This is a genomic window from Shigella sp. FC1661 (assembly GCF_001712525.1).
Lineage (GTDB): Bacteria > Pseudomonadota > Gammaproteobacteria > Enterobacterales > Enterobacteriaceae > Escherichia > Escherichia coli.
In genome coordinates this window covers 40334-59004 of sequence record NZ_MDGW01000333.1, presented here as the reverse complement: position 1 = coordinate 59004, position 18671 = coordinate 40334, and the positions used below count along the sequence as shown (strand labels likewise).

The 18671-nt window shown below is 52.3% G+C and carries 17 protein-coding genes and 1 pseudogene; 9 read left to right on the top strand and 9 right to left on the bottom strand.

Annotated elements, in window-relative coordinates:
• Positions 1 to 391: 391 nt before the first annotated feature.
• On the bottom strand, positions 392 to 964 hold the full coding sequence (gmhB, locus tag BFF42_RS17435) for a D-glycero-beta-D-manno-heptose 1,7-bisphosphate 7-phosphatase (protein WP_001140196.1): 573 nt from the start codon (positions 962 to 964) through the stop codon (positions 392 to 394).
• Positions 965 to 1151: 187 nt separating this feature from the next.
• Here gmhB and metN point away from each other — a divergent pair.
• From metN to BFF42_RS17400, 7 genes and pseudogenes are all read left to right on the top strand, one after another.
• Positions 1152 to 2184, top strand: a pseudogene (gene metN, locus BFF42_RS17430) (methionine ABC transporter ATP-binding protein MetN).
• Positions 2177 to 2830 carry a methionine ABC transporter permease MetI gene (locus tag BFF42_RS17425; RefSeq protein ID WP_001294604.1) on the top strand — a complete coding sequence of 218 codons (654 nt, stop codon included), beginning with the start codon at positions 2177 to 2179 and terminating at the stop codon, positions 2828 to 2830. The pseudogene metN and the gene BFF42_RS17425 overlap by 8 nt, the downstream one beginning before the upstream one ends.
• Before the next feature lie 39 nt (positions 2831 to 2869).
• Complete coding sequence (gene metQ, locus BFF42_RS17420) at positions 2870 to 3685, top strand: methionine ABC transporter substrate-binding lipoprotein MetQ (RefSeq protein WP_000874224.1); 816 nt, start codon at positions 2870 to 2872, stop codon at positions 3683 to 3685.
• Positions 3686 to 3802: 117 nt separating this feature from the next.
• Positions 3803 to 4207: an Rcs stress response system protein RcsF gene (gene rcsF, locus BFF42_RS17415; protein WP_001202329.1), complete on the top strand. Its 405-nt coding sequence runs from the start codon at positions 3803 to 3805 to the stop codon at positions 4205 to 4207.
• Positions 4204 to 4911, top strand: coding sequence for a tRNA (N6-threonylcarbamoyladenosine(37)-N6)-methyltransferase TrmO (gene tsaA, locus BFF42_RS17410; RefSeq protein WP_000094014.1), 708 nt, complete (start codon positions 4204 to 4206; stop codon positions 4909 to 4911). The genes rcsF and tsaA overlap by 4 nt, the downstream gene beginning before the upstream one ends.
• A gap of 110 nt (positions 4912 to 5021) precedes the next feature.
• Positions 5022 to 6740 (top strand): proline--tRNA ligase, encoded by a 1719-nt coding sequence (proS, locus tag BFF42_RS17405; RefSeq protein WP_001260712.1) that lies wholly within the window; start codon positions 5022 to 5024, stop codon positions 6738 to 6740.
• Between the two features lie 52 nt (positions 6741 to 6792).
• Entirely contained in the window at positions 6793 to 7617 is an 825-nt protein-coding gene (locus BFF42_RS17400; protein WP_012421638.1) for a YaeF family permuted papain-like enzyme, read from the top strand.
• A 199-nt stretch (positions 7618 to 7816) separates the two neighbouring features.
• Here BFF42_RS17400 and nlpE read toward each other — a convergent pair whose 3' ends face one another.
• From nlpE to BFF42_RS17385, 3 genes are read right to left on the bottom strand one after another with little or no spacing between them, the layout of a single operon-like run.
• Positions 7817 to 8527, bottom strand: coding sequence for an envelope stress response activation lipoprotein NlpE (nlpE, locus tag BFF42_RS17395; RefSeq protein ID WP_000239180.1), 711 nt, complete (start codon positions 8525 to 8527; stop codon positions 7817 to 7819).
• A gap of 13 nt (positions 8528 to 8540) precedes the next feature.
• A complete protein-coding gene (arfB, locus tag BFF42_RS17390; protein ID WP_000635545.1) occupies positions 8541 to 8963 on the bottom strand; it encodes an alternative ribosome rescue aminoacyl-tRNA hydrolase ArfB in 423 nt (140 codons plus the stop codon).
• Complete coding sequence (locus tag BFF42_RS17385; RefSeq protein ID WP_039058969.1) at positions 8960 to 9505, bottom strand: YaeQ family protein; 546 nt, start codon at positions 9503 to 9505, stop codon at positions 8960 to 8962. Before BFF42_RS17385 ends, arfB begins: the two co-directional genes overlap by 4 nt.
• A 165-nt stretch (positions 9506 to 9670) precedes the next feature.
• Here BFF42_RS17385 and BFF42_RS17380 point away from each other — a divergent pair, with 165 nt between their 5' ends.
• Positions 9671 to 9871: a YaeP family protein gene (locus BFF42_RS17380; RefSeq protein ID WP_000417058.1), complete on the top strand. Its 201-nt coding sequence runs from the start codon at positions 9671 to 9673 to the stop codon at positions 9869 to 9871.
• Positions 9858 to 10118 (top strand): Rho-binding antiterminator, encoded by a 261-nt coding sequence (gene rof / locus BFF42_RS17375; protein ID WP_000062312.1) that lies wholly within the window; start codon positions 9858 to 9860, stop codon positions 10116 to 10118. Before BFF42_RS17380 ends, rof begins: the two co-directional genes overlap by 14 nt.
• Before the next feature lie 48 nt (positions 10119 to 10166).
• Here the strand turns inward: rof and tilS are convergent, their stop codons facing one another.
• The 5 genes from tilS to dnaE all read right to left on the bottom strand — a co-directional run bounded on the left by tilS (position 10167) and on the right by dnaE (position 18670).
• Positions 10167 to 11465: a tRNA lysidine(34) synthetase TilS gene (tilS, locus tag BFF42_RS17370; RefSeq protein WP_000176568.1), complete on the bottom strand. Its 1299-nt coding sequence runs from the start codon at positions 11463 to 11465 to the stop codon at positions 10167 to 10169.
• 64 nt (positions 11466 to 11529) lie between these two features.
• A complete protein-coding gene (locus BFF42_RS17365; protein ID WP_039060006.1) occupies positions 11530 to 11919 on the bottom strand; it encodes a VOC family protein in 390 nt (129 codons plus the stop codon).
• 56 nt (positions 11920 to 11975) lie between these two features.
• Positions 11976 to 14117, bottom strand: a complete 2142-nt coding sequence (gene ldcC, locus BFF42_RS17360; RefSeq protein WP_001020996.1) for a lysine decarboxylase LdcC — start codon at positions 14115 to 14117, stop codon at positions 11976 to 11978.
• Between the two features lie 98 nt (positions 14118 to 14215).
• Positions 14216 to 15175, bottom strand: a complete 960-nt coding sequence (gene accA, locus BFF42_RS17355; protein WP_000055733.1) for an acetyl-CoA carboxylase carboxyl transferase subunit alpha — start codon at positions 15173 to 15175, stop codon at positions 14216 to 14218.
• A gap of 12 nt (positions 15176 to 15187) precedes the next feature.
• A complete protein-coding gene (gene dnaE, locus BFF42_RS17350) occupies positions 15188 to 18670 on the bottom strand; it encodes a DNA polymerase III subunit alpha (protein ID WP_039060002.1) in 3483 nt (1160 codons plus the stop codon).
• Between the last annotated feature and the right edge of the window lies 1 nt (position 18671).

The window sequence follows — 18671 nt, the reverse complement described above, 5'->3', positions numbered from 1 at the left end:
CTGAGCCATGATCAAACTCTTCAATTTAAAAGTTTGATGCTCAAAGAATTAAACTTCGTAATGAATTACGTGTTCACTCTTGAGACTTGGTATTCATTTATCGTCTTGCGACGTTAAGAATCCGTATCTTCGAGTACCCACACAGATTGTCTGATAAATTGTTAAAGAGCAGTTGCGACGCGCTTTAGCGCACTGTCGCGAGTGTGGCGTATATTACGCTTTCCTCTTTCAGAGTCAACCCTGAATTTCAGGATTTTTCTCTTCAACCGAACCGGCTGTTTGTGTGAAGTGATTCACATCCGCCGTGTCGATGGAGGCGCATTATAGGGAGTCGTCTCAGGAAGACAAGTGGAAAAATGCATTTTTATTTCAATCGCTCATCTTTTAATCATTATACCGGTTTTTGCTGCTTTTTTATCGCTTGCGGCAGGTCTGCCAGGCTATTTAACACCCAATCCGCCGCGTTTTCTGCTTCAGACGTAATAGGTTTACCCGTACGCACCAGCACTTTTGTTCCCACGTTCGCCGCAGCCGCTGCCTGCATATCTTCTAATTTATCGCCCACCATATAAGAAGCGGCCATATCAATATGCAAATAATCGCGTGCTGACAAAAGCATCCCCGGATGTGGTTTACGGCAGTCGCAGACCTGGCGAAACTCTTCAACACTACCCTGCGGATGATGCGGGCAATAATAGATACCATCCAGATCGACATCTCGGTCCGCCAGCGACCAGTCCATCCACTCGGTCAGCGTTTCAAACTGTGCTTCGGTAAATTTACCGCGAGCAATGCCAGACTGGTTGGTTACTACCACCAGCACAAAGCCCATTTTTTTTAGCTCGCGCATGGCGTCAATAACACCGTCGATAAATTCAAAGTTGTCGATCTCATGGACATAGCCGTGATCGACATTAATGGTGCCATCACGGTCAAGAAAAATTGCGGGTACGCTCTTTGCCACCTTTTATAGCTCCTTAATAAGGCATGTGACGCTAGTATCGCATGTTTCGACCTGCAAGAAAGTGCTCTTCGCATAAACCTGATTGATTTAGACGTCTGGATGCCTTAACATCCATTTCATTGACGGCGTTGCCCGTTTCAGGCATTCGAGATGCCACGACTAACTTAATGACGATAATAAATAATCAATGATAAAACTTTCGAATATCACCAAAGTGTTCCACCAGGGCACCCGCACCATCCAGGCGTTGAACAACGTCAGCCTGCATGTGCCAGCTGGACAAATTTATGGCGTTATCGGTGCCTCAGGCGCGGGTAAGAGTACGCTTATACGTTGTGTAAACCTGCTGGAGCGCCCAACCGAGGGTAGCGTGCTGGTCGATGGCCAGGAACTGACCACGCTGTCAGAATCCGAGTTGACCAAAGCTCGCCGCCAGATTGGTATGATTTTCCAGCATTTTAACCTGCTCTCTTCGCGTACTGTTTTTGGCAACGTGGCTCTGCCGCTGGAGCTGGACAACACACCGAAAGACGAGATCAAACGTCGCGTGACGGAATTGCTGTCATTGGTTGGTCTTGGCGATAAGCATGATAGCTACCCGTCGAATCTTTCCGGTGGGCAGAAACAACGTGTGGCGATTGCCCGTGCATTAGCCAGCAATCCCAAAGTATTGCTGTGTGATGAAGCCACCAGCGCGCTGGACCCGGCCAACGACACGTTCTATTCTCGAACTGCTGAAAGACATTAACCGCCGTCTGGGTTTGACGATTCTGTTGATCACCCACGAAATGGACGTTGTGAAGCGTATTTGTGATTGCGTGGCGGTCATCAGCAATGGCGAACTGATCGAGCAGGACACGGTAAGTGAAGTGTTCTCGCATCCGAAAACGCCGCTGGCGCAGAAGTTTATTCAGTCGACCCTGCATCTGGATATCCCGGAAGATTACCAGGAACGTCTGCAAGCGGAGCCATTTACTGACTGCGTGCCGATGCTGCGTCTGGAGTTTACCGGTCAATCGGTCGATGCCCCACTGCTTTCTGAAACCGCGCGTCGTTTCAACGTCAACAACAACATTATTAGCGCGCAGATGGACTACGCCGGTGGCGTTAAGTTCGGCATCATGCTGACTGAAATGCACGGCACACAACAAGATACGCAAGCCGCCATTGCCTGGCTGCAGGAACACCATGTAAAAGTAGAGGTACTGGGTTATGTCTGAGCCGATGATGTGGCTGCTGGTTCGTGGCGTATGGGAAACGCTGGCAATGACCTTCGTATCCGGTTTTTTTGGCTTTGTGATTGGTCTGCCGGTTGGCGTTCTGCTTTATGTCACGCGTCCGGGGCAAATTATTGCTAACGCGAAGCTGTATCGTACCGTTTCTGCGATTGTGAACATTTTCCGTTCTATCCCGTTCATTATCTTGCTGGTATGGACGATTCCGTTTACCCGCGTTATTGTTGGTACATCGATTGGTTTGCAGGCAGCGATTGTTCCGTTAACCGTTGGTGCAGCACCGTTTATTGCCCGTATGGTCGAGAACGCTCTGCTGGAGATCCCAACCGGGTTAATTGAAGCTTCCCGTGCAATGGGTGCCACGCCGATGCAGATCGTCCGTAAAGTGCTGTTACCGGAAGCATTGCCGGGTCTGGTGAATGCGGCAACTATCACCCTGATTACCCTGGTCGGTTATTCCGCGATGGGTGGTGCTGTCGGTGCCGGTGGTTTAGGTCAGATTGGCTATCAGTATGGCTACATCGGCTATAACGCGACGGTGATGAATACGGTACTGGTATTGCTGGTCATTCTGGTTTATTTAATTCAGTTCGCAGGCGACCGCATCGTCCGGGCTGTCACTCGCAAGTAACGTTCAACACAACATAAATAATTGAAGAAGGAATAAGGTATGGCGTTCAAATTCAAAACCTTTGCGGCAGTGGGAGCCCTGATTGGATCACTGGCACTGGTAGGCTGCGGTCAGGATGAAAAAGATCCAAACCACATTAAAGTCGGCGTGATTGTTGGTGCCGAACAGCAGGTTGCAGAAGTCGCGCAGAAAGTTGCGAAAGACAAATATGGCCTAGACGTTGAGCTGGTAACCTTCAACGACTATGTTCTGCCAAACGAAGCATTGAGCAAAGGCGATATCGACGCCAACGCCTTCCAGCATAAACCGTACCTTGATCAGCAACTGAAAGATCGTGGCTACAAACTGGTCGCAGTAGGCAACACTTTTGTTTATCCGATTGCTGGTTACTCCAAGAAAATCAAATCACTGGATGAACTGCAGGATGGTTCGCAGGTTGCCGTGCCAAACGATCCAACTAACCTTGGTCGTTCACTGCTGCTGCTGCAAAAAGTGGGCTTGATCAAACTGAAAGATGGCGTTGGCCTGCTGCCGACCGTACTTGATGTTGTTGAGAACCCAAAAAATCTGAAAATTGTTGAGCTGGAAGCACCGCAGCTGCCTCGATCTCTGGACGACGCGCAAATCGCTCTGGCAGTTATCAATACCACCTATGCCAGCCAGATTGGCCTGACTCCAGCGAAAGACGGTATCTTTGTCGAAGATAAAGACTCCCCGTACGTAAACCTGATCGTAACGCGTGAAGATAACAAAGACGCCGAGAACGTGAAGAAATTCGTCCAGGCTTATCAGTCTGATGAAGTTTACGAAGCAGCAAACAAAGTGTTTAACGGCGGCGCTGTTAAAGGCTGGTAATTTTTAGGCTGTTTCCACAATTTGTAATATCATTCAGGATGGGCACTTGCCCGTCTTGTCATTTTTACAAGCTCCTGATTCAATATTGACGTTTTGATCATACATTGAGGAAATACTATGCGTGCTTTACCGATCTGTTTAGTAGCACTCATGCTAAGCGGCTGTTCCATGTTAAGCAGATCCCCTGTCGAACCCGTTCAAAGCACTGCACCCCAGCCGAAAGCGGAGCCTGCAAAACCGAAAGCGCCGCGCGCCACGCCGGTCCGAATTTATACCAATGCAGAAGAATTAGTCGGCAAACCGTTCCGCGATCTCGGTGAAGTCAGTGGCGACTCTTGCCAGGCCTCTAATCAGGACTCTCCGCCGAGCATTCCAACCGCGCGTAAGCGGATGCAAATCAACGCCTCTAAAATGAAAGCCAATGCGGTATTACTGCATAGCTGCGAAGTCACCAGCGGTACGCCAGGCTGCTATCGTCAGGCTGTATGTATCGGCTCTGCGCTTAACATTACGGCGAAATGAGCAGTTTCCAGTTCGAGCAAATAGGCGTTATTCGCTCGCCCTATAAAGAAAAATTCGCCGTTCCGCGCCAGCCAGGTCTGGTAAAAAGCGCCAACGGCGAACTGCATCTCATTGCTCCCTACAACCAGGCCGACGCCGTTCGCGGCCTGGAAGCGTTCAGCCATTTATGGATCCTTTTCGTCTTTCATCAAACGATGGAAGGCGGCTGGCGTCCGACTGTGCGTCCACCGCGCCTCGGCGGTAACGCCAGAATGGGGGTTTTCGCAACACGCTCTACTTTCCGCCCTAACCCAATTGGTATGTCGCTGGTAGAGCTGAAAGAGGTTGTTTGCCATAAAGACAGCGTGATTCTGAAGCTCGGCAGTCTGGATCTGGTCGATGGTACGCCGGTAGTGGATATCAAACCGTATCTCCCCTTTGCCGAATCGCTTCCCGATGCCAGTGCCAGCTATGCGCAAAGTGCGCCAGCTGCAGAGATGGCGGTGAGTTTTACCGCAGAGGTCGAAAACCAGCTTTTGACGCTGGAGAAGCGTTATCCGCAGTTAACGCTGTTTATCCGCGAAGTACTGGCGCAGGACCCGCGCCCGGCCTATCATAAAGGTGAGGAAACGGGCAAAACCTATGCCGTCTGGCTACATGATTTTAACGTTCGCTGGCGCGTCACCGACGCAGGTTTTGAAGTCTTTGCGCTGGAACCGCGTTAAATTCACGCCCTTCTCTTTTGACATTTCTTTTGCACTGGTAAACTAAATCACTTTTTTTGTCCCAGGCTCGCCTTGAGCCTGTTCTACCTTCCAACTGGAACCGTAACAACATGCGTACTAGCCAATACCTGCTCTCCACTCTCAAGGAGACACCTGCCGACGCCGAGGTGATCAGCCATCAGCTGATGCTGCGCGCCGGGATGATCCGCAAGCTGGCCTCCGGGTTATATACCTGGCTGCCGACCGGCGTGCGCGTTCTGAAAAAAGTCGAAAACATCGTGCGTGAAGAGATGAACAACGCCGGTGCAATCGAGGTGTCGATGCCGGTGGTTCAGCCAGCCGATTTGTGGCAAGAGAGTGGTCGTTGGGAACAGTACGGTCCGGAACTGCTGCGTTTTGTTGACCGTGGCGAGCGTCCGTTCGTACTCGGCCCAACTCATGAAGAAGTTATCACTGACCTGATTCGTAACGAGCTTAGCTCTTACAAACAGCTGCCGCTGAACTTCTATCAGATCCAGACCAAGTTCCGCGACGAAGTGCGTCCGCGTTTCGGCGTCATGCGTTCCCGCGAATTCCTGATGAAAGATGCTTACTCTTTCCATACTTCTCAGGAATCCCTGCAGGAAACCTACGATGCAATGTATGCGGCCTACAGCAAAATCTTCAGCCGCATGGGGCTGGATTTCCGCGCCGTGCAAGCCGACACCGGTTCTATCGGCGGCAGCGCCTCTCACGAATTCCAGGTGCTGGCGCAGAGCGGTGAAGACGATGTGGTCTTCTCCGACACCTCTGACTATGCAGCGAACATTGAACTGGCAGAAGCTATCGCGCCGAAAGAACCGCGCGCTGCTGCTACCCAGGAAATGACGCTGGTTGATACGCCGAACGCGAAAACCATCGCGGAACTGGTTGAACAGTTCAATCTGCCGATTGAGAAAACGGTTAAGACTCTGCTGGTTAAAGCGGTTGAAGGCAGCAGCTTCCCGCTGGTTGCGCTGCTGGTGCGCGGTGATCACGAGCTGAACGAAGTTAAAGCAGAAAAACTGCCGCAGGTTGCAAGCCCGCTGACTTTCGCGACCGAAGAAGAAATTCGTGCTGTGGTTAAAGCCGGTCCGGGTTCACTGGGTCCGGTAAACATGCCGATTCCGGTGGTGATTGACCGTACCGTTGCGGCGATGAGTGATTTCGCTGCTGGTGCTAACATCGATGGTAAACACTACTTCGGTATCAACTGGGATCGCGATGTCGCTACCCCGGAAGTTGCAGATATCCGTAACGTGGTGGCTGGCGATCCAAGCCCGGATGGCCAGGGTACGCTGCTGATCAAACGTGGTATCGAAGTTGGTCACATCTTCCAGCTGGGTACCAAGTACTCCGAAGCACTGAAAGCCTCCGTACAGGGTGAAGATGGCCGTAACCAAATCCTGACGATGGGTTGCTACGGTATCGGGGTAACGCGTGTGGTAGCTGCGGCGATTGAGCAGAACTACGACGAACGCGGCATCGTATGGCCTGACGCTATCGCGCCGTTCCAGGTGGCGATTCTGCCGATGAACATGCACAAATCCTTCCGCGTACAAGAGCTTGCTGAGAAACTGTACAGCGAACTGCGTGCACAAGGTATCGAAGTGCTGCTGGATGACCGCAAAGAGCGTCCGGGCGTGATGTTTGCTGATATGGAACTGATCGGTATTCCGCACACTATTGTGCTGGGCGACCGTAACCTCGACAACGACGATATCGAATATAAATATCGTCGCAACGGCGAGAAACAGTTAATTAAGACTGGTGACATCGTCGAATATCTGGTGAAACAGATTAAAGGCTGATGCCAGAAAGGGTCCTGAATTTCAGGGCCCTTTTTTACATGGATTGTATAAAATGGATAAACCAAAGGCGTACTGCCGCCTGCTTCTCCCCAGCTTTCTTTTACTTTCGGCTTGTACCGTTGATATCAGCCAGCCAGACCCATCAGCCACAGCAGTAGATGCCGAGGCAAAAACATGGGCTGTCAAATTCCAGCATCAAAGCTCTTTCACCGAACAATCAATAAAAGAAATAACGGCACCTGATCTCAAACCCGGCGATTTGCTGTTCTCCTCAAGCCTTGGGGTAACCTCATTTGGAATCCGCGTCTTCAGCACTTCCTCTGTGAGTCACGTTGCAATCTTTCTGGGTGATAATAACGTTGCAGAAGCGACAGGCGCTGGCGTCCAGATTGTTTCCCTTAAAAAAGCGATGAAGCATAGTGATAAGCTTTTCGTCTTACGAGTCCCGGATCTTACCCCGCAACAAGCCACAGATATCACCGCGTTTGCCAATAAAATCAAAGATAGCGGTTATAACTATCGCGGCATTGTCGAATTTATTCCCTTTATGGTGACTCGCCAGATGTGCTCACTGAATCCGTTCTCCGAGGATTTTCGCCAACAGTGCGTCAGCGGCCTGGCGAAAGCGCAGTTAAGCAGTGTGGGCGAAGGAGACAAAAAGTCGTGGTTTTGTTCGGAATTTGTCACTGATGCATTTGCCAAAGCCGGACATCCACTTACACTGGCGCAATCGGGCTGGATTAGCCCTGCCGATCTGATGCATATGCGTATTGGTGATGTCTCTGCGTTTAAGCCAGAAACGCAGTTACAGTATGTTGGGCACCTGAAGCCAGGGATTTATATCAAGGCGGGTCGCTTTGTTGGTTTGACCCGGTGATAAAGTAAATGCCTTATCCGCCTTAAGGTATGAGGGGGGTTGTAGGCATGATAAGACGCGCCAGAGTCGCATCAGGCGTTGAGCACCATTGCCGGATGCGGCGTAAACGCCTTATCCGGCCTACAAAAAACGTGCAAATTCAAAATGTTGAAATATATCCTTCTGGCCTGTTTTGCGTTTGTTTCTGCCTTAAGCAGGTTTACTGCCCCAAACTACTGCAATCCTTATTCGGGTAAAATTTACCCGCCGTATCGGGCGCTAATACTTTGGTTGGCGCACCAGTATCCGGATTAGCCTCAAGCGTAAAGTGACCTTCTACTGACAGTAACACCGGTTTTTCACTGTGACCGCGCGCAGCCAGGTAGCCACGCTCCAGCTCTGCGTTATTCGCTACCATGAAACGTTTTCCGGTCGCGCAATCAGTGAAGGTCGCCGCATCAGCCATATAAAAATACATGCCTCGCAGGGTCATCGGCGTCATAGGTAAACTGGATTGTGCCGGTTCCAGCGTATAGTTGAACTGCGATTCAATCGGATTGCCTTCACGATCGAGCATCTCCAGCGCATCGCCTTTCGCCCGATAATATGACTTTTCACCTTTGCTGTCGGTTAATACCAGCTTGTCAGCGGTTCGCGCCCATGTACCGTAGGAAGCGAAGGAGGAAGGTTCTTCACGAGCACCGAGATAACGCTCATTCATCACCCATGTTCCGTCTTTTTCGAGGAACAGAGAGGTTTCGATTCCTTCACAATCAGCACACGGCAGCACGCCGCGCCAACTTTGCGGCATCGGTTTCAGTTCGGCAGCCTGTGCTGGAGAAAGCGTATCGACTTCGGCCCGGTTATTACATCCCATCAGAGTAAAGAGGCTGATTACAGCCATCGCTGTCACTATCGCTTTTTTCACCATCTATTCCTTCTTTTTATTCCCGACCGCTGCGTACTTTGCCGCGCATCGCCTTCACGCTTGATTTTTGTGCTTTCGATGCCAGCCTGCGCTCTTTCGATGCACGGGTGGGCCGCGTGGGTCGTCGGGCTTTTTGTTCTGTTGTTAAATCTTTAATCACTGCCACCAGCCGGGCTAGCGCGGCTTCGCGGTTCAGTTCCTGACTGCGGTATTCCTGTGCCTTAATGACAATCACGCCATCACTGCTGATCAAATGATGGCTGGCGGCGAGCAGACGCTCTTTGTAATACTCTGGCAGGCTGGACGCCCGAATGTCAAAACGCAGATGAATGGCCGTTGAGGTCTTATTAACATGCTGCCCGCCCGCGCCCTGCGCACGAATGGCGGTGATCTCAAGCTCACCATCGGGAATAGCAACATGTCGGGAAATCACAATCATGAAGGTTGTTGCCAGGCGGTTAAGTTAACTTCCAGATTATTCTTATCGTCCGATAACCAGATCACGCCATCCTGAATCGTTGCCTGCAGCGTCATGGTACGATCGGCAAAGGCGCTTACTTTCGCCAGTTGTTCATCGTCCAGATACCAGACGGAAAGATTGGCAAACTGCACACATTTGCTCTGATTTTGCTGCCACCAGATTTGCGCCGCCCGACTATTATAGGTAAACAGCGCCACTTCTGCGGCCTGGGTGCAGGCTTTCTTAATCCGCCGCTCATCCGGCAGCGCCAGCTCAATCCACAAATCAATGCCCAGGTGATCGTTACGCAGCCACGCTTCCGGCTCATCATCGGCACACAAACCACGGGTAAATTGCAGACGTTCATCAGCATATTTCAGCCACGCCAGCAGGCGCAGCATCATACGCTCCTGGGTTTCTGAAGGGTGGCGCGCCAGCGTCAGAGAGGCATCGAGAAACTGGTTGCGGTCGAGATCGGCCACATTAACCGTCGCTTTATAAATTGTCGCTTTAAGCGCTATAAGAAAACTCCTTTCGAATCAGGAGGCCATTGTAACGGAATACGTGCAGTTGCGGCGCTGATATTGCAGAAATGAGTGTGGTATAGTCACCTTGCGAAACAGAGTTTATCTTCGTAGGCTTAGACTTGCATCCACGGTTAAGTCAGTGTGCTGACAGGAGGGCATGTGGAAAAATATTGTGAGTTAATACGCAAGCGGTACGCGGAAATCGCCAGCGGAGACTTAGGATACGTTCCGGACGCGCTGGGCTGCGTTTTGAAAGTGCTGAATGAAATGGCTGCCGACGACGCCCTTTCTGAGGCTGTCAGGGAAAAAGCAGCATACGCTGCGGCAAACTTACTGGTGAGCGATTATGTCAATGAATGATACGTATCAACCAATCAATTGTGATGATTACGATAATCTTGAGCTCGCCTGCCAGCATCATTTAATGCTGACACTTGAGCTGAAAGATGGCGAAAAATTGCAGGCAAAAGCCAGCGATTTAGTCTCCCGCAAAAATGTGGAGTATCTGGTCGTCGAGGCCGCTGGCGAAACCCGTGAGCTACGTCTGGATAAAATTACCAGCTTTAGCCACCCGGAAATCGGTACGGTGGTGGTGAGCGAGTCCTGATTGACTTTCGCCGGATGCGACGTTTGATGCGTCTTATCCGGCTTTCACTTAACTAAGCGTTTTCTGCCAGACAAAACTTACGCCATTCTCACCTTCAGCCACACCTTCTTGCGTCACAAATACCCCTGCCGCCGCAATCAGCGTTTCGCCATAAAACAGCAGTGGCGTGGTGTCACGTAGCCACGGCGGCACGCCTAACTCTTGCCAGATTTTCTTCAGCTTACGTCCGCCGTTGCGCCCGACAATATGCAGCAATCCTGCCGATTTGAAACGCACGCTGACCGCTTCGTCTGCACGCGGAGGGCGAATATCGCCTCCCGCAGTAAGCTGTACGCTTCCCAGCCCCGCCGGTAATTCCAGCGGTTGTAGCCACGTCTGCCACGGCACAATGGTTTCACTTTGCCCGGTGACGGATTTAATCCACCACAGTTGCGACTGATAGCGGCGGATTTCAAACGCGCCCAAGCGTAAACAGGGGGAGGCATCTTCCCGCGCCAGCGCCACTTCCTGCCAGATCCGCACCAGCGCGTCGCGGGAAGGCATTGGTGCATTCTGCCCTGCCAGCCAGCGACGGATAATCGCCGCGCGGCGGGCATCACTCATCGCCAGCATTGGCGCAATCTGCAGCGTCCCCTGCGACGTTTGGCAGTGTGCTAAATCATCCGCCAGCAGTTCATCCAACAGACTCTCTTGTTCAGCACAAAGTGCGGCGCTGCGGGCCGTTGCTTCCGCAAAATGCGGCCAACGCTGCTGCAATAACGGCACTACGCGCAGGCGCAGAAAGTTACGATCGTATGAGTCGTCCTGATTACTTTCGTCTTCAATCCAGCGTAAACCATGCGCCAATGCCCACTGCGCCAGTTCCCCCCGCGTGCGGGCAAGCAACGGGCGGATAAGCCGTGTTCCGGCAAACTCCGAAACTTCCGCCATAGCCGAAAGCCCGGCAGGGCCGCTACCGCGTTTTAGCGCCAGCAGAAAGGTTTCACATTGATCGTCGAGATGTTGCGCGGTGACCAGCACTTCGCCGGGCAATAGGGTACGGGCAAATGCCTGATAACGCGCCTGCCGCGCCTGGGCCTCAATCCCCAGCCCCTCTTGCGCAAGTTGTACGCGTTCGACCACCAGCGGCACCTGCCACTGTTGGCAGACGTTTTCGCAATGCGTAACCCAGGCATCGGCATTGGCACTTAAACCGTGATGCACATGAATAGCGCGCAGAGTGACGCCCGGATTTTCCGTCCGCCACTGCACCAACTGATGCAGCAGAACGGTGGAGTCAAGCCCGCCGCTAAAGGCGACCAAAATCTGGCGTGAGGTGAGAAGTTGTCTATTGAGCGTGAGTGTCATGATGGTGCGATTTTACAGTAGCAATGCCCGGCACGTTACCGGGCAAATGCGGCGATGACAAGCCTTACTGCTCATACAGTTCCAACGGCAGCCCGTCCGGATCGTTAAAGAAGGTGAAGCGTTTTTGCGTGTATGGATCGACACAGATGGCTTCACACTTCACGTTATGGCTTTCAAGGTGCGCCACTGCCGCATCGATGTCATCAACGCTAAAAGCCAGATGACGCAGGCCGCAAGCTTCCGGTCGGCTGGGGCGCTCCGGCGGGAACGGAAAAGAGAAAAGCTCAATCACATATTGCCCATTAAGCGCCAAATCCCCTTTCCACGAGTCGCGCGCTTCGCGATAGACTTCGCTTTGCAGCGTGAAACCAAGAATATCGCAGTAGAAAGCTTTGCTCACCGCATAATCCGTCGCAATAATCGCAATATGGTGAACCTGTTTTAAACCCAGCATAACGTCTCCTTTATTTGTTAACAGCACGTTACTCGCCCGTAAGCCGCTCTGGCAAGTTATCCCGCCATTTTTAGGACTCGTACGCGGTAAACGCCGTCTTCGTCCTGTTTCGCGCCGTGAATATCCGTTTCAAAACCGGGGTAATGTTGCCCTACGGAACAAAGCATCAGTAGAAAATCGAGTACCGTGCGGCTCTCTTTGGTCAGCATTTCTCCTGGCATCAACAGCGGTACGCCCGGTGGATAAGGCAGGATCATATTTGCCGATACTCTACCGACCAGTTGTTCCAGCGCAATGGTTTCTACTTCACCTTTAATCTGTCTCTGCCATGCCTGATGTGGCGTCATGATCATTTCCGGCAAAGTATCGAATGCCCACAACATCAAACCGGGAAGATCGTGTTTACGAATCAGCTTATGGATCCCTTGCGCCAGATCCTGAATACGCATATTGCGGTAGAAATCGGGATCTTCAGCATAGAGATCGGGTAGCATATTTTTGATCCGCAGGTTGAGATCGTAAGAGCGTTTAAATTCCGTCAACCCACGCAATAATCCCATTGCTTTGGTTTTATCGATACCAATACTAAAGAGAAACAGCAGGTTATAAGGGCCGGTTTTCTCTACTACGATCCCACGTTCGTCGAGGAATTTTGCCACCAGCGCCGCCGGGATCCCCTCCTCGCTCATATTGCCCTGTTCGTCCATCCCCGGTGTCAAAATAGTGACTTTAACGGGATCGAGAAACATATGATCGGCATCCGCATCGTTAAAGCCGTGCCACTGTTCGCCTGGCGCAACGGGCCAGCATTCGGCTTCATCCACCTGCGGCGGTTGCCAGATATCGAAAAACCAACCGTCAGACTCTTCCCGCAACCGCTGGACCTCTTTGCGAAAATGCAGCGCCCGCTCCACCGAACGGTTAATCAGCCGTTTGCCCGGATTACCACGCAGCATCGCCGCCGCCGTCTCAACCGAAGCAACAATGGGATAACTGGGCGAGGTGGTGGTATGCATCATAAAGGCTTCGTTAAACGCCTCTTCGTCATACTCGCCTTTAATGTGGATCAGCGAAGCCTGCGATAACGCCGCCAGCATTTTGTGGGTCGATTGCGTTTCGAAGATCACTTTTCCCGCAACACGCTCGCCGCTCATACCACTTTTCCCCTGGTAGATCGGATGAAAATGGGTGTACGGCACCCAGGCGGAATCGAAGTGGATCGACGGGACATCCAGCGTCTGTTTGATCCAGTCGGTGTTGTAGAGCAAGCCATCATAGGTGGAGTTGGTAATCACCGCATGAACCGGCCATTGTGCCTGCGTGGTGGCAGCGACTTTCTCTTCGATGCTGTCGCGAGTAAATTCACGGTGCGGGATCCCACCAAGAATCCCCAACGCATTACGCGTCGGTTTCAGCCAGACTGGCACTACATCGTTCATCATCAACAGATGCGCCAGCGATTTATGACAATTGCGGTCGATCAACAGCGTACTGCCGGATGGCGCGGCGTACATACCCACAATTTTGTTCGACGTCGATGTTCCGTTGGTAACGATATAACTCTGTTCCGCGCCAAAAGTCCGCGCGATGTACTCTTCCGCTTCCAGGTGTGGCCCGGTGTGGTCGAGCAACGAACCAAGCTCGGTGACCGAAATAGAGACATCAGCCTTGAGGGTATTCCCGCCGAAAAAATCATAAAACAGGCAGCCAACCGGGCTTTTTTGATATGCGGTGCCGCCCATATGCCCCGGCGTACAAAAGGTGTACTTCCGCTCTTTAACGTAGGTAAACAAGGCTTTCGTGAACGGCGGCGTAATGTTATCAAGATATTCGTTGGTGTACTGACGCATACGAATGGCGATATCTTCCGCCTGCCCCAGCGCATATTCAAAAAACCAGAGCGCCATCCGCATATCCTGCACGCTGACATCCATCGTCGAGTGGGTGTTGATGAAGGCATAAAGCGGGAGATATTCATTAAGTTGATTGATATCGCTGCATAAATCGAGACTGTACTCATCCCAGTCAAAAATCACGCCGCAAATTCGAGGGTTATGTTCGATAAATTTCAGCAAATCAACGCTGTTTTGTGGCCAGATAATCTGAAAGCCTTGCGCCACCAGCGCCGACTCCAGTTCTTTGATGGGCTCATCTTTATAAAAGACGCCATGCGGTCCCATAATGGCAATGATGTTCATGTGTTCCTCCTGGAAAATCCTTCCTTAATCATAGCCTGCTCAAACCGTGGCGATAAAAAAGGGCCACCGAAGTGACCCTTTTTCAGAACTTTTGCGAATTACGCGTAACCGTAGCTCATCAGGCGCTGATAACGACGATTTTTTAAATCTTCAGTGCTTAACACATCGAGATCGGCCAGATCCGCCAGCAGTTGCGCTTTCAACGATGCCGCCATCGCTTCCGGGTTACGGTGAGCGCCGCCCAGCGGTTCCGGGATGATGGAGTCGATCAGTTTCAGCTCTTTCAGACGCGGAGCGATGATACCCATCGCTTCAGCCGCCAGCGGCGCTTTGTCGGCGCTCTTCCACAGAATGGACGCACAACCTTCCGGCGAGATAACGGAATAGGTGCTGTATTGCAGCATATTCACTTTATCGCCCACGCCAATCGCCAGCGCACCGCCAGAACCACCTTCACCGATAACCGTACAAACTACCGGTACGCCGAGGCGAGACATTTCACGCAGGTTGCGTGCAATGGCTTCAGACTGACCACGCTCTTCTGCGCCCACGCCAGGATAAGCCCCCGGGGTGTCGATAAAGGTGATGATAGGCATCTTAAAGCGTTCAGCCATTTGCATCAGACGCAGTGCTTTGCGGTAACCTTCTGGCGCTGGCATACCAAAGTTACGGCGAATTTTTTCTTTGGTTTCACGACCTTTTTGATGACCAATGATCATCACCGGACGACCGTCAAGACGGGCGATACCACCGACGATAGCTTTATCGTCTGCATACGCGCGGTCGCCAGCCAGTTCGTCAAATTCATCAAATGCCAGGCGAACGTAATCCAGGGTATAAGGACGCTGTAGATGGCGTGCCAGTTGCGCAATCTGCCATGCACCGAGATCGGCGAAGATTTTACGTGTCAGTTCTACGCTTTTTTCACGCAGACGATGCACTTCTTCATCGATGTTAATATCCAGTTTCTCATCCTGACGGCTAACCGCAGTCAGAGAATCGATTTTCGCTTCCAGCTCTGCAATCGGCTGTTCAAAATCAAGGAAATTCAGACTCATAGTATTCCTGTATTAGTCAAACTCCAGTTCCACCTGCTCCGAACCAATGAGGCCACGGAGATCGTTTAATAAACGATCGCTCGGAGAGACACGCCACGTCGCGCCAAAACGCAACCGCGCGCGTGCATCCGCCCTCTGATAGTAGAGATGTACTGGAATTGTCCCAGAGCGGTGGGGTTCCAGAGACTGACGGAGTCGGTTTAAAAGCTGGTCATCAATTTGCCTGTCCGTCAGCGAGATAGCAAGCCCGCTAGCATATTTTTCCCGGGCTTCGTCAATATCCATCACTTCGCGAGCGGTCATTTTAAGCCCACCGCTGAAGTCATCAAAGCTGACCTGTCCGCTGACGATAAGTATGCGGTCTTTTTCCAGCAATTGCTGGTATTTATCCAGGGCGTCAGTAAACAACATCACTTCCAGCCGCCCGGAACGGTCATCCAGCGTGCAGATACCGATACGATTGCCGCGCTTGGTGACCATAACCCGCGCGGCAACAACGAGCCCCGCAGCCGTGATGACTTTACCACGTTCTGTCGGGTGCATGTCTTTCAGCCTTACGCCTCCGACATAACGCTCAATCTCTTTTAAATACTGGTTGATAGGGTGTCCCGTAAGGTACAGACCTAACGTTTCACGTTCCCCATCTAACACCACCTGCTCCGGCCACGGTTGGCAGCTGGCGTAGGATTGTTCAATTTGTTCCGGCTCTTCGGCCAGCACGCCGAACATATCGGCCTGACCGATAGCTTCCGCTTTCGCGTGTTGATCTGCCGCTTTTAACGCATCACCCAGCGAGTTCATCAGCGCCGCGCGGTGTGGCCCAAGACGGTCAAACGCCCCGGACATGATCAGTTTTTCCAGCACCCGCCGGTTTAACTTTTTGGTGTCGGTACGGGCGCAGAGATCAAACAGTTCGCGGAAGTAGCCGCCTTTATTACGGGCTTCGATGATGGCCTCAATCGGACCTTCACCTACCCCTTTGATGGCGCCAATACCATACACGATTTCGCCGTCGTCGTTGACGTGGAAATGGTAAAGACCGGAGTTTATATCTGGTGGCAGGATTTTCAGCCCCATCCGCCAGCACTCATCCACCAGGCCCACCACCTTCTCGGTGTTGTCCATATCGGCGGTCATTACCGCCGCCATAAACTCCGCCGGATAGTGCGCTTTCAGCCATAACGTTTGATATGACACCAAAGCATAGGCCGCAGAGTGCGATTTGTTAAATCCGTAACCCGCGAATTTCTCCACCAGGTCGAAGATTTTCATCGCCAGTTCGGCGTTGATTCCGTTCTTTTCTGCACCTTCAGCAAATACAGAACGCTGCTTAGCCATCTCTTCCGGCTTTTTCTTACCCATCGCACGACGCAGCATATCCGCGCCACCGAGGGTATAACCAGAAAGCACCTGCGCAATCTGCATGACCTGTTCCTGATACAGGATGATGCCGTAGGTTGGCTCCAGTACCGGTTTCAGGCTTTCATGCTGCCACTGTACGTCCGGATAGGAGATTTCTTCGCGACCATGTTTACGGTCGATAAAGTTATCCACCATCCCTGATTGCAACGGACCTGGGCGGAACAGCGCCACCAGTGCGATCATATCTTCGAAGCAGTCAGGTTGCAGACGCTTGATCAGGTCCTTCATGCCGCGCGATTCAAGCTGGAATACCGCCGTGGTTTCCGAGCGTTGCAGCATGTCGAAGCTTTTCTTGTCATCCAGCGGGATCGCGGCGATATCCAGCGGCGGCTCGCCATTCTTCGCCCCCCGCTTGTTGATCATCTCCAGCGCCCAGTTGATGATGGTGAGCGTACGCAAACCAAGGAAGTCGAACTTCACCAGTCCGGCGTATTCAACGTCGCTTTTATCAAACTGGGTGACCGGATGTTTGCCCTCTTCATCGCAGTAAAGCGGCGCAAAATCGGTAATTTTGGTCGGCGCGATAACCACCCCACCGGCGTGCTTACCGGCGTTACGGGTGACCCCTTCCAGTTTGCGCGCCATGTCGATCAGCGCCTTAACTTCTTCATCCGCTTCGTAGATTTCCGGCAGCTGCGGCTCGGCTTCAAACGCTTTCGCCAGCGTCATCCCCGGATCGGGCGGGATCAGTTTCGAGATACGATCGACAAAGCCGTACGGATGCCCCAGCACGCGGCCTACGTCGCGGATCACCGCTTTCGCCGCCATTGTACCGAAGGTGATGATCTGCGATACCGCATCACGACCGTACATGTCCGCTACGTGCTCGATAACCTGATCGCGTTTCTCCATACAGAAGTCAACGTCGAAGTCAGGCATGGAGACACGTTCCGGGTTAAGGAAACGTTCGAACAGCAGGTCAAATTCCAGCGGATCGAGGTCGGTGATTTTCAGCGCGTAGGCCACCAGTGAACCCGCACCGGAGCCACGGCCTGGCCCTACCGGTACGCCGTTATCTTTCGACCACTGGATAAATTCCATAACGATGAGGAAGTAGCCCGGGAAGCCCATCTGGTTGATAACCTGAAGTTCAGTCTCCAGACGTTCGTCATATTCCGGGCGGCGCTTAACACGTTCTTCCTCGTCAGGGAATAAAAAGGCCAGACGCTCTTCCAGGCCCTCTTTTGCACGCTTGACCAGATAATCTTCGGTGCTCATGTCCCCGGTCGGGAACTGCGGCAGGAAGTATTCACCAAGACGCACAGTTACGTTACAGCGTTTGGCGATCTCAACGGTGTTGGCAAGGGCTTCGGGGATGTCGGCAAACAGCTCACACATCTCCTCTTCGCTACGCATATATTGCTGCGGCGAATAGTTACGCGGGCGTTTAGGATCGTCGAGGGTAAAGCCGTCGTGGATCGCGACGCGGATTTCGTGTGCGTCAAAGTCGCTGCTGTCGATAAAGCGCACATCGTTAGTCGCCACGACGGGCAAACCGCGCGCTTCCGCCAGTTCCACCGCCGCGTGCAGATAGCTTTCTTCATCCAGCCTGCCGGTGCGGATCAGCTCGAGAAAATAGCGATCCGGGAAGTGTTCTTCATAAAACGCGACACACTCATCTACCAGCGCGCTGTTACCACGCAAAAGACTGCGTCCGACGTCGCCCATGCGCCCGCCGGAAAGAAGGATCAACCCTTCATTTAATTCGATAAGCCAGTCGCGATCGATGATCGGCCCAGCGGCACCGTACCCGCGCTGATACGCTTTTGAGATCAGCAACGTCAGATTCTGATAGCCGGTATTGTTCGCCGCCAGTACCGTCAGGTGGGTTAACTCATCACCCAGCAGGTCGCACTGGACGTTAAAATCTGCCCCGACGATAGGCTTAATCCCTGCGCCATGTCCCGCTCCGTAGAACTTCACCAGACCACAAAGGTTGGTGAAATCGGTGATCGCCAGTGCTGGCATACCCAACGCCGCCGCCTTTTTTACCAACGGTGCAGTTTTGGCCAGGCCATCGATCATCGAGTAGTCGCTGTGCACCCGCAGGTGTACGAAACGTGGTTCAGACATC

Coding starts and splice junctions, on each gene's coding strand:
- BFF42_RS17425 (WP_001294604.1), top strand. CDS start 2,177: ATGTCTGAGCCGATGATGTGGCTGCTGGTTCGTGGCGTATGGGAAACG.
- metQ (WP_000874224.1), top strand. CDS start 2,870: ATGGCGTTCAAATTCAAAACCTTTGCGGCAGTGGGAGCCCTGATTGGA.
- rcsF (WP_001202329.1), top strand. CDS start 3,803: ATGCGTGCTTTACCGATCTGTTTAGTAGCACTCATGCTAAGCGGCTGT.
- tsaA (WP_000094014.1), top strand. CDS start 4,204: ATGAGCAGTTTCCAGTTCGAGCAAATAGGCGTTATTCGCTCGCCCTAT.
- proS (WP_001260712.1), top strand. CDS start 5,022: ATGCGTACTAGCCAATACCTGCTCTCCACTCTCAAGGAGACACCTGCC.
- BFF42_RS17400 (WP_012421638.1), top strand. CDS start 6,793: ATGGATAAACCAAAGGCGTACTGCCGCCTGCTTCTCCCCAGCTTTCTT.
- nlpE (WP_000239180.1), bottom strand. CDS start 8,527: ATGGTGAAAAAAGCGATAGTGACAGCGATGGCTGTAATCAGCCTCTTT.
- arfB (WP_000635545.1), bottom strand. CDS start 8,963: ATGATTGTGATTTCCCGACATGTTGCTATTCCCGATGGTGAGCTTGAG.
- rof (WP_000062312.1), top strand. CDS start 9,858: ATGTCAATGAATGATACGTATCAACCAATCAATTGTGATGATTACGAT.
- tilS (WP_000176568.1), bottom strand. CDS start 11,465: ATGACACTCACGCTCAATAGACAACTTCTCACCTCACGCCAGATTTTG.
- BFF42_RS17365 (WP_039060006.1), bottom strand. CDS start 11,919: ATGCTGGGTTTAAAACAGGTTCACCATATTGCGATTATTGCGACGGAT.
- ldcC (WP_001020996.1), bottom strand. CDS start 14,117: ATGAACATCATTGCCATTATGGGACCGCATGGCGTCTTTTATAAAGAT.
- accA (WP_000055733.1), bottom strand. CDS start 15,175: ATGAGTCTGAATTTCCTTGATTTTGAACAGCCGATTGCAGAGCTGGAA.
- dnaE (WP_039060002.1), bottom strand. CDS start 18,670: ATGTCTGAACCACGTTTCGTACACCTGCGGGTGCACAGCGACTACTCG.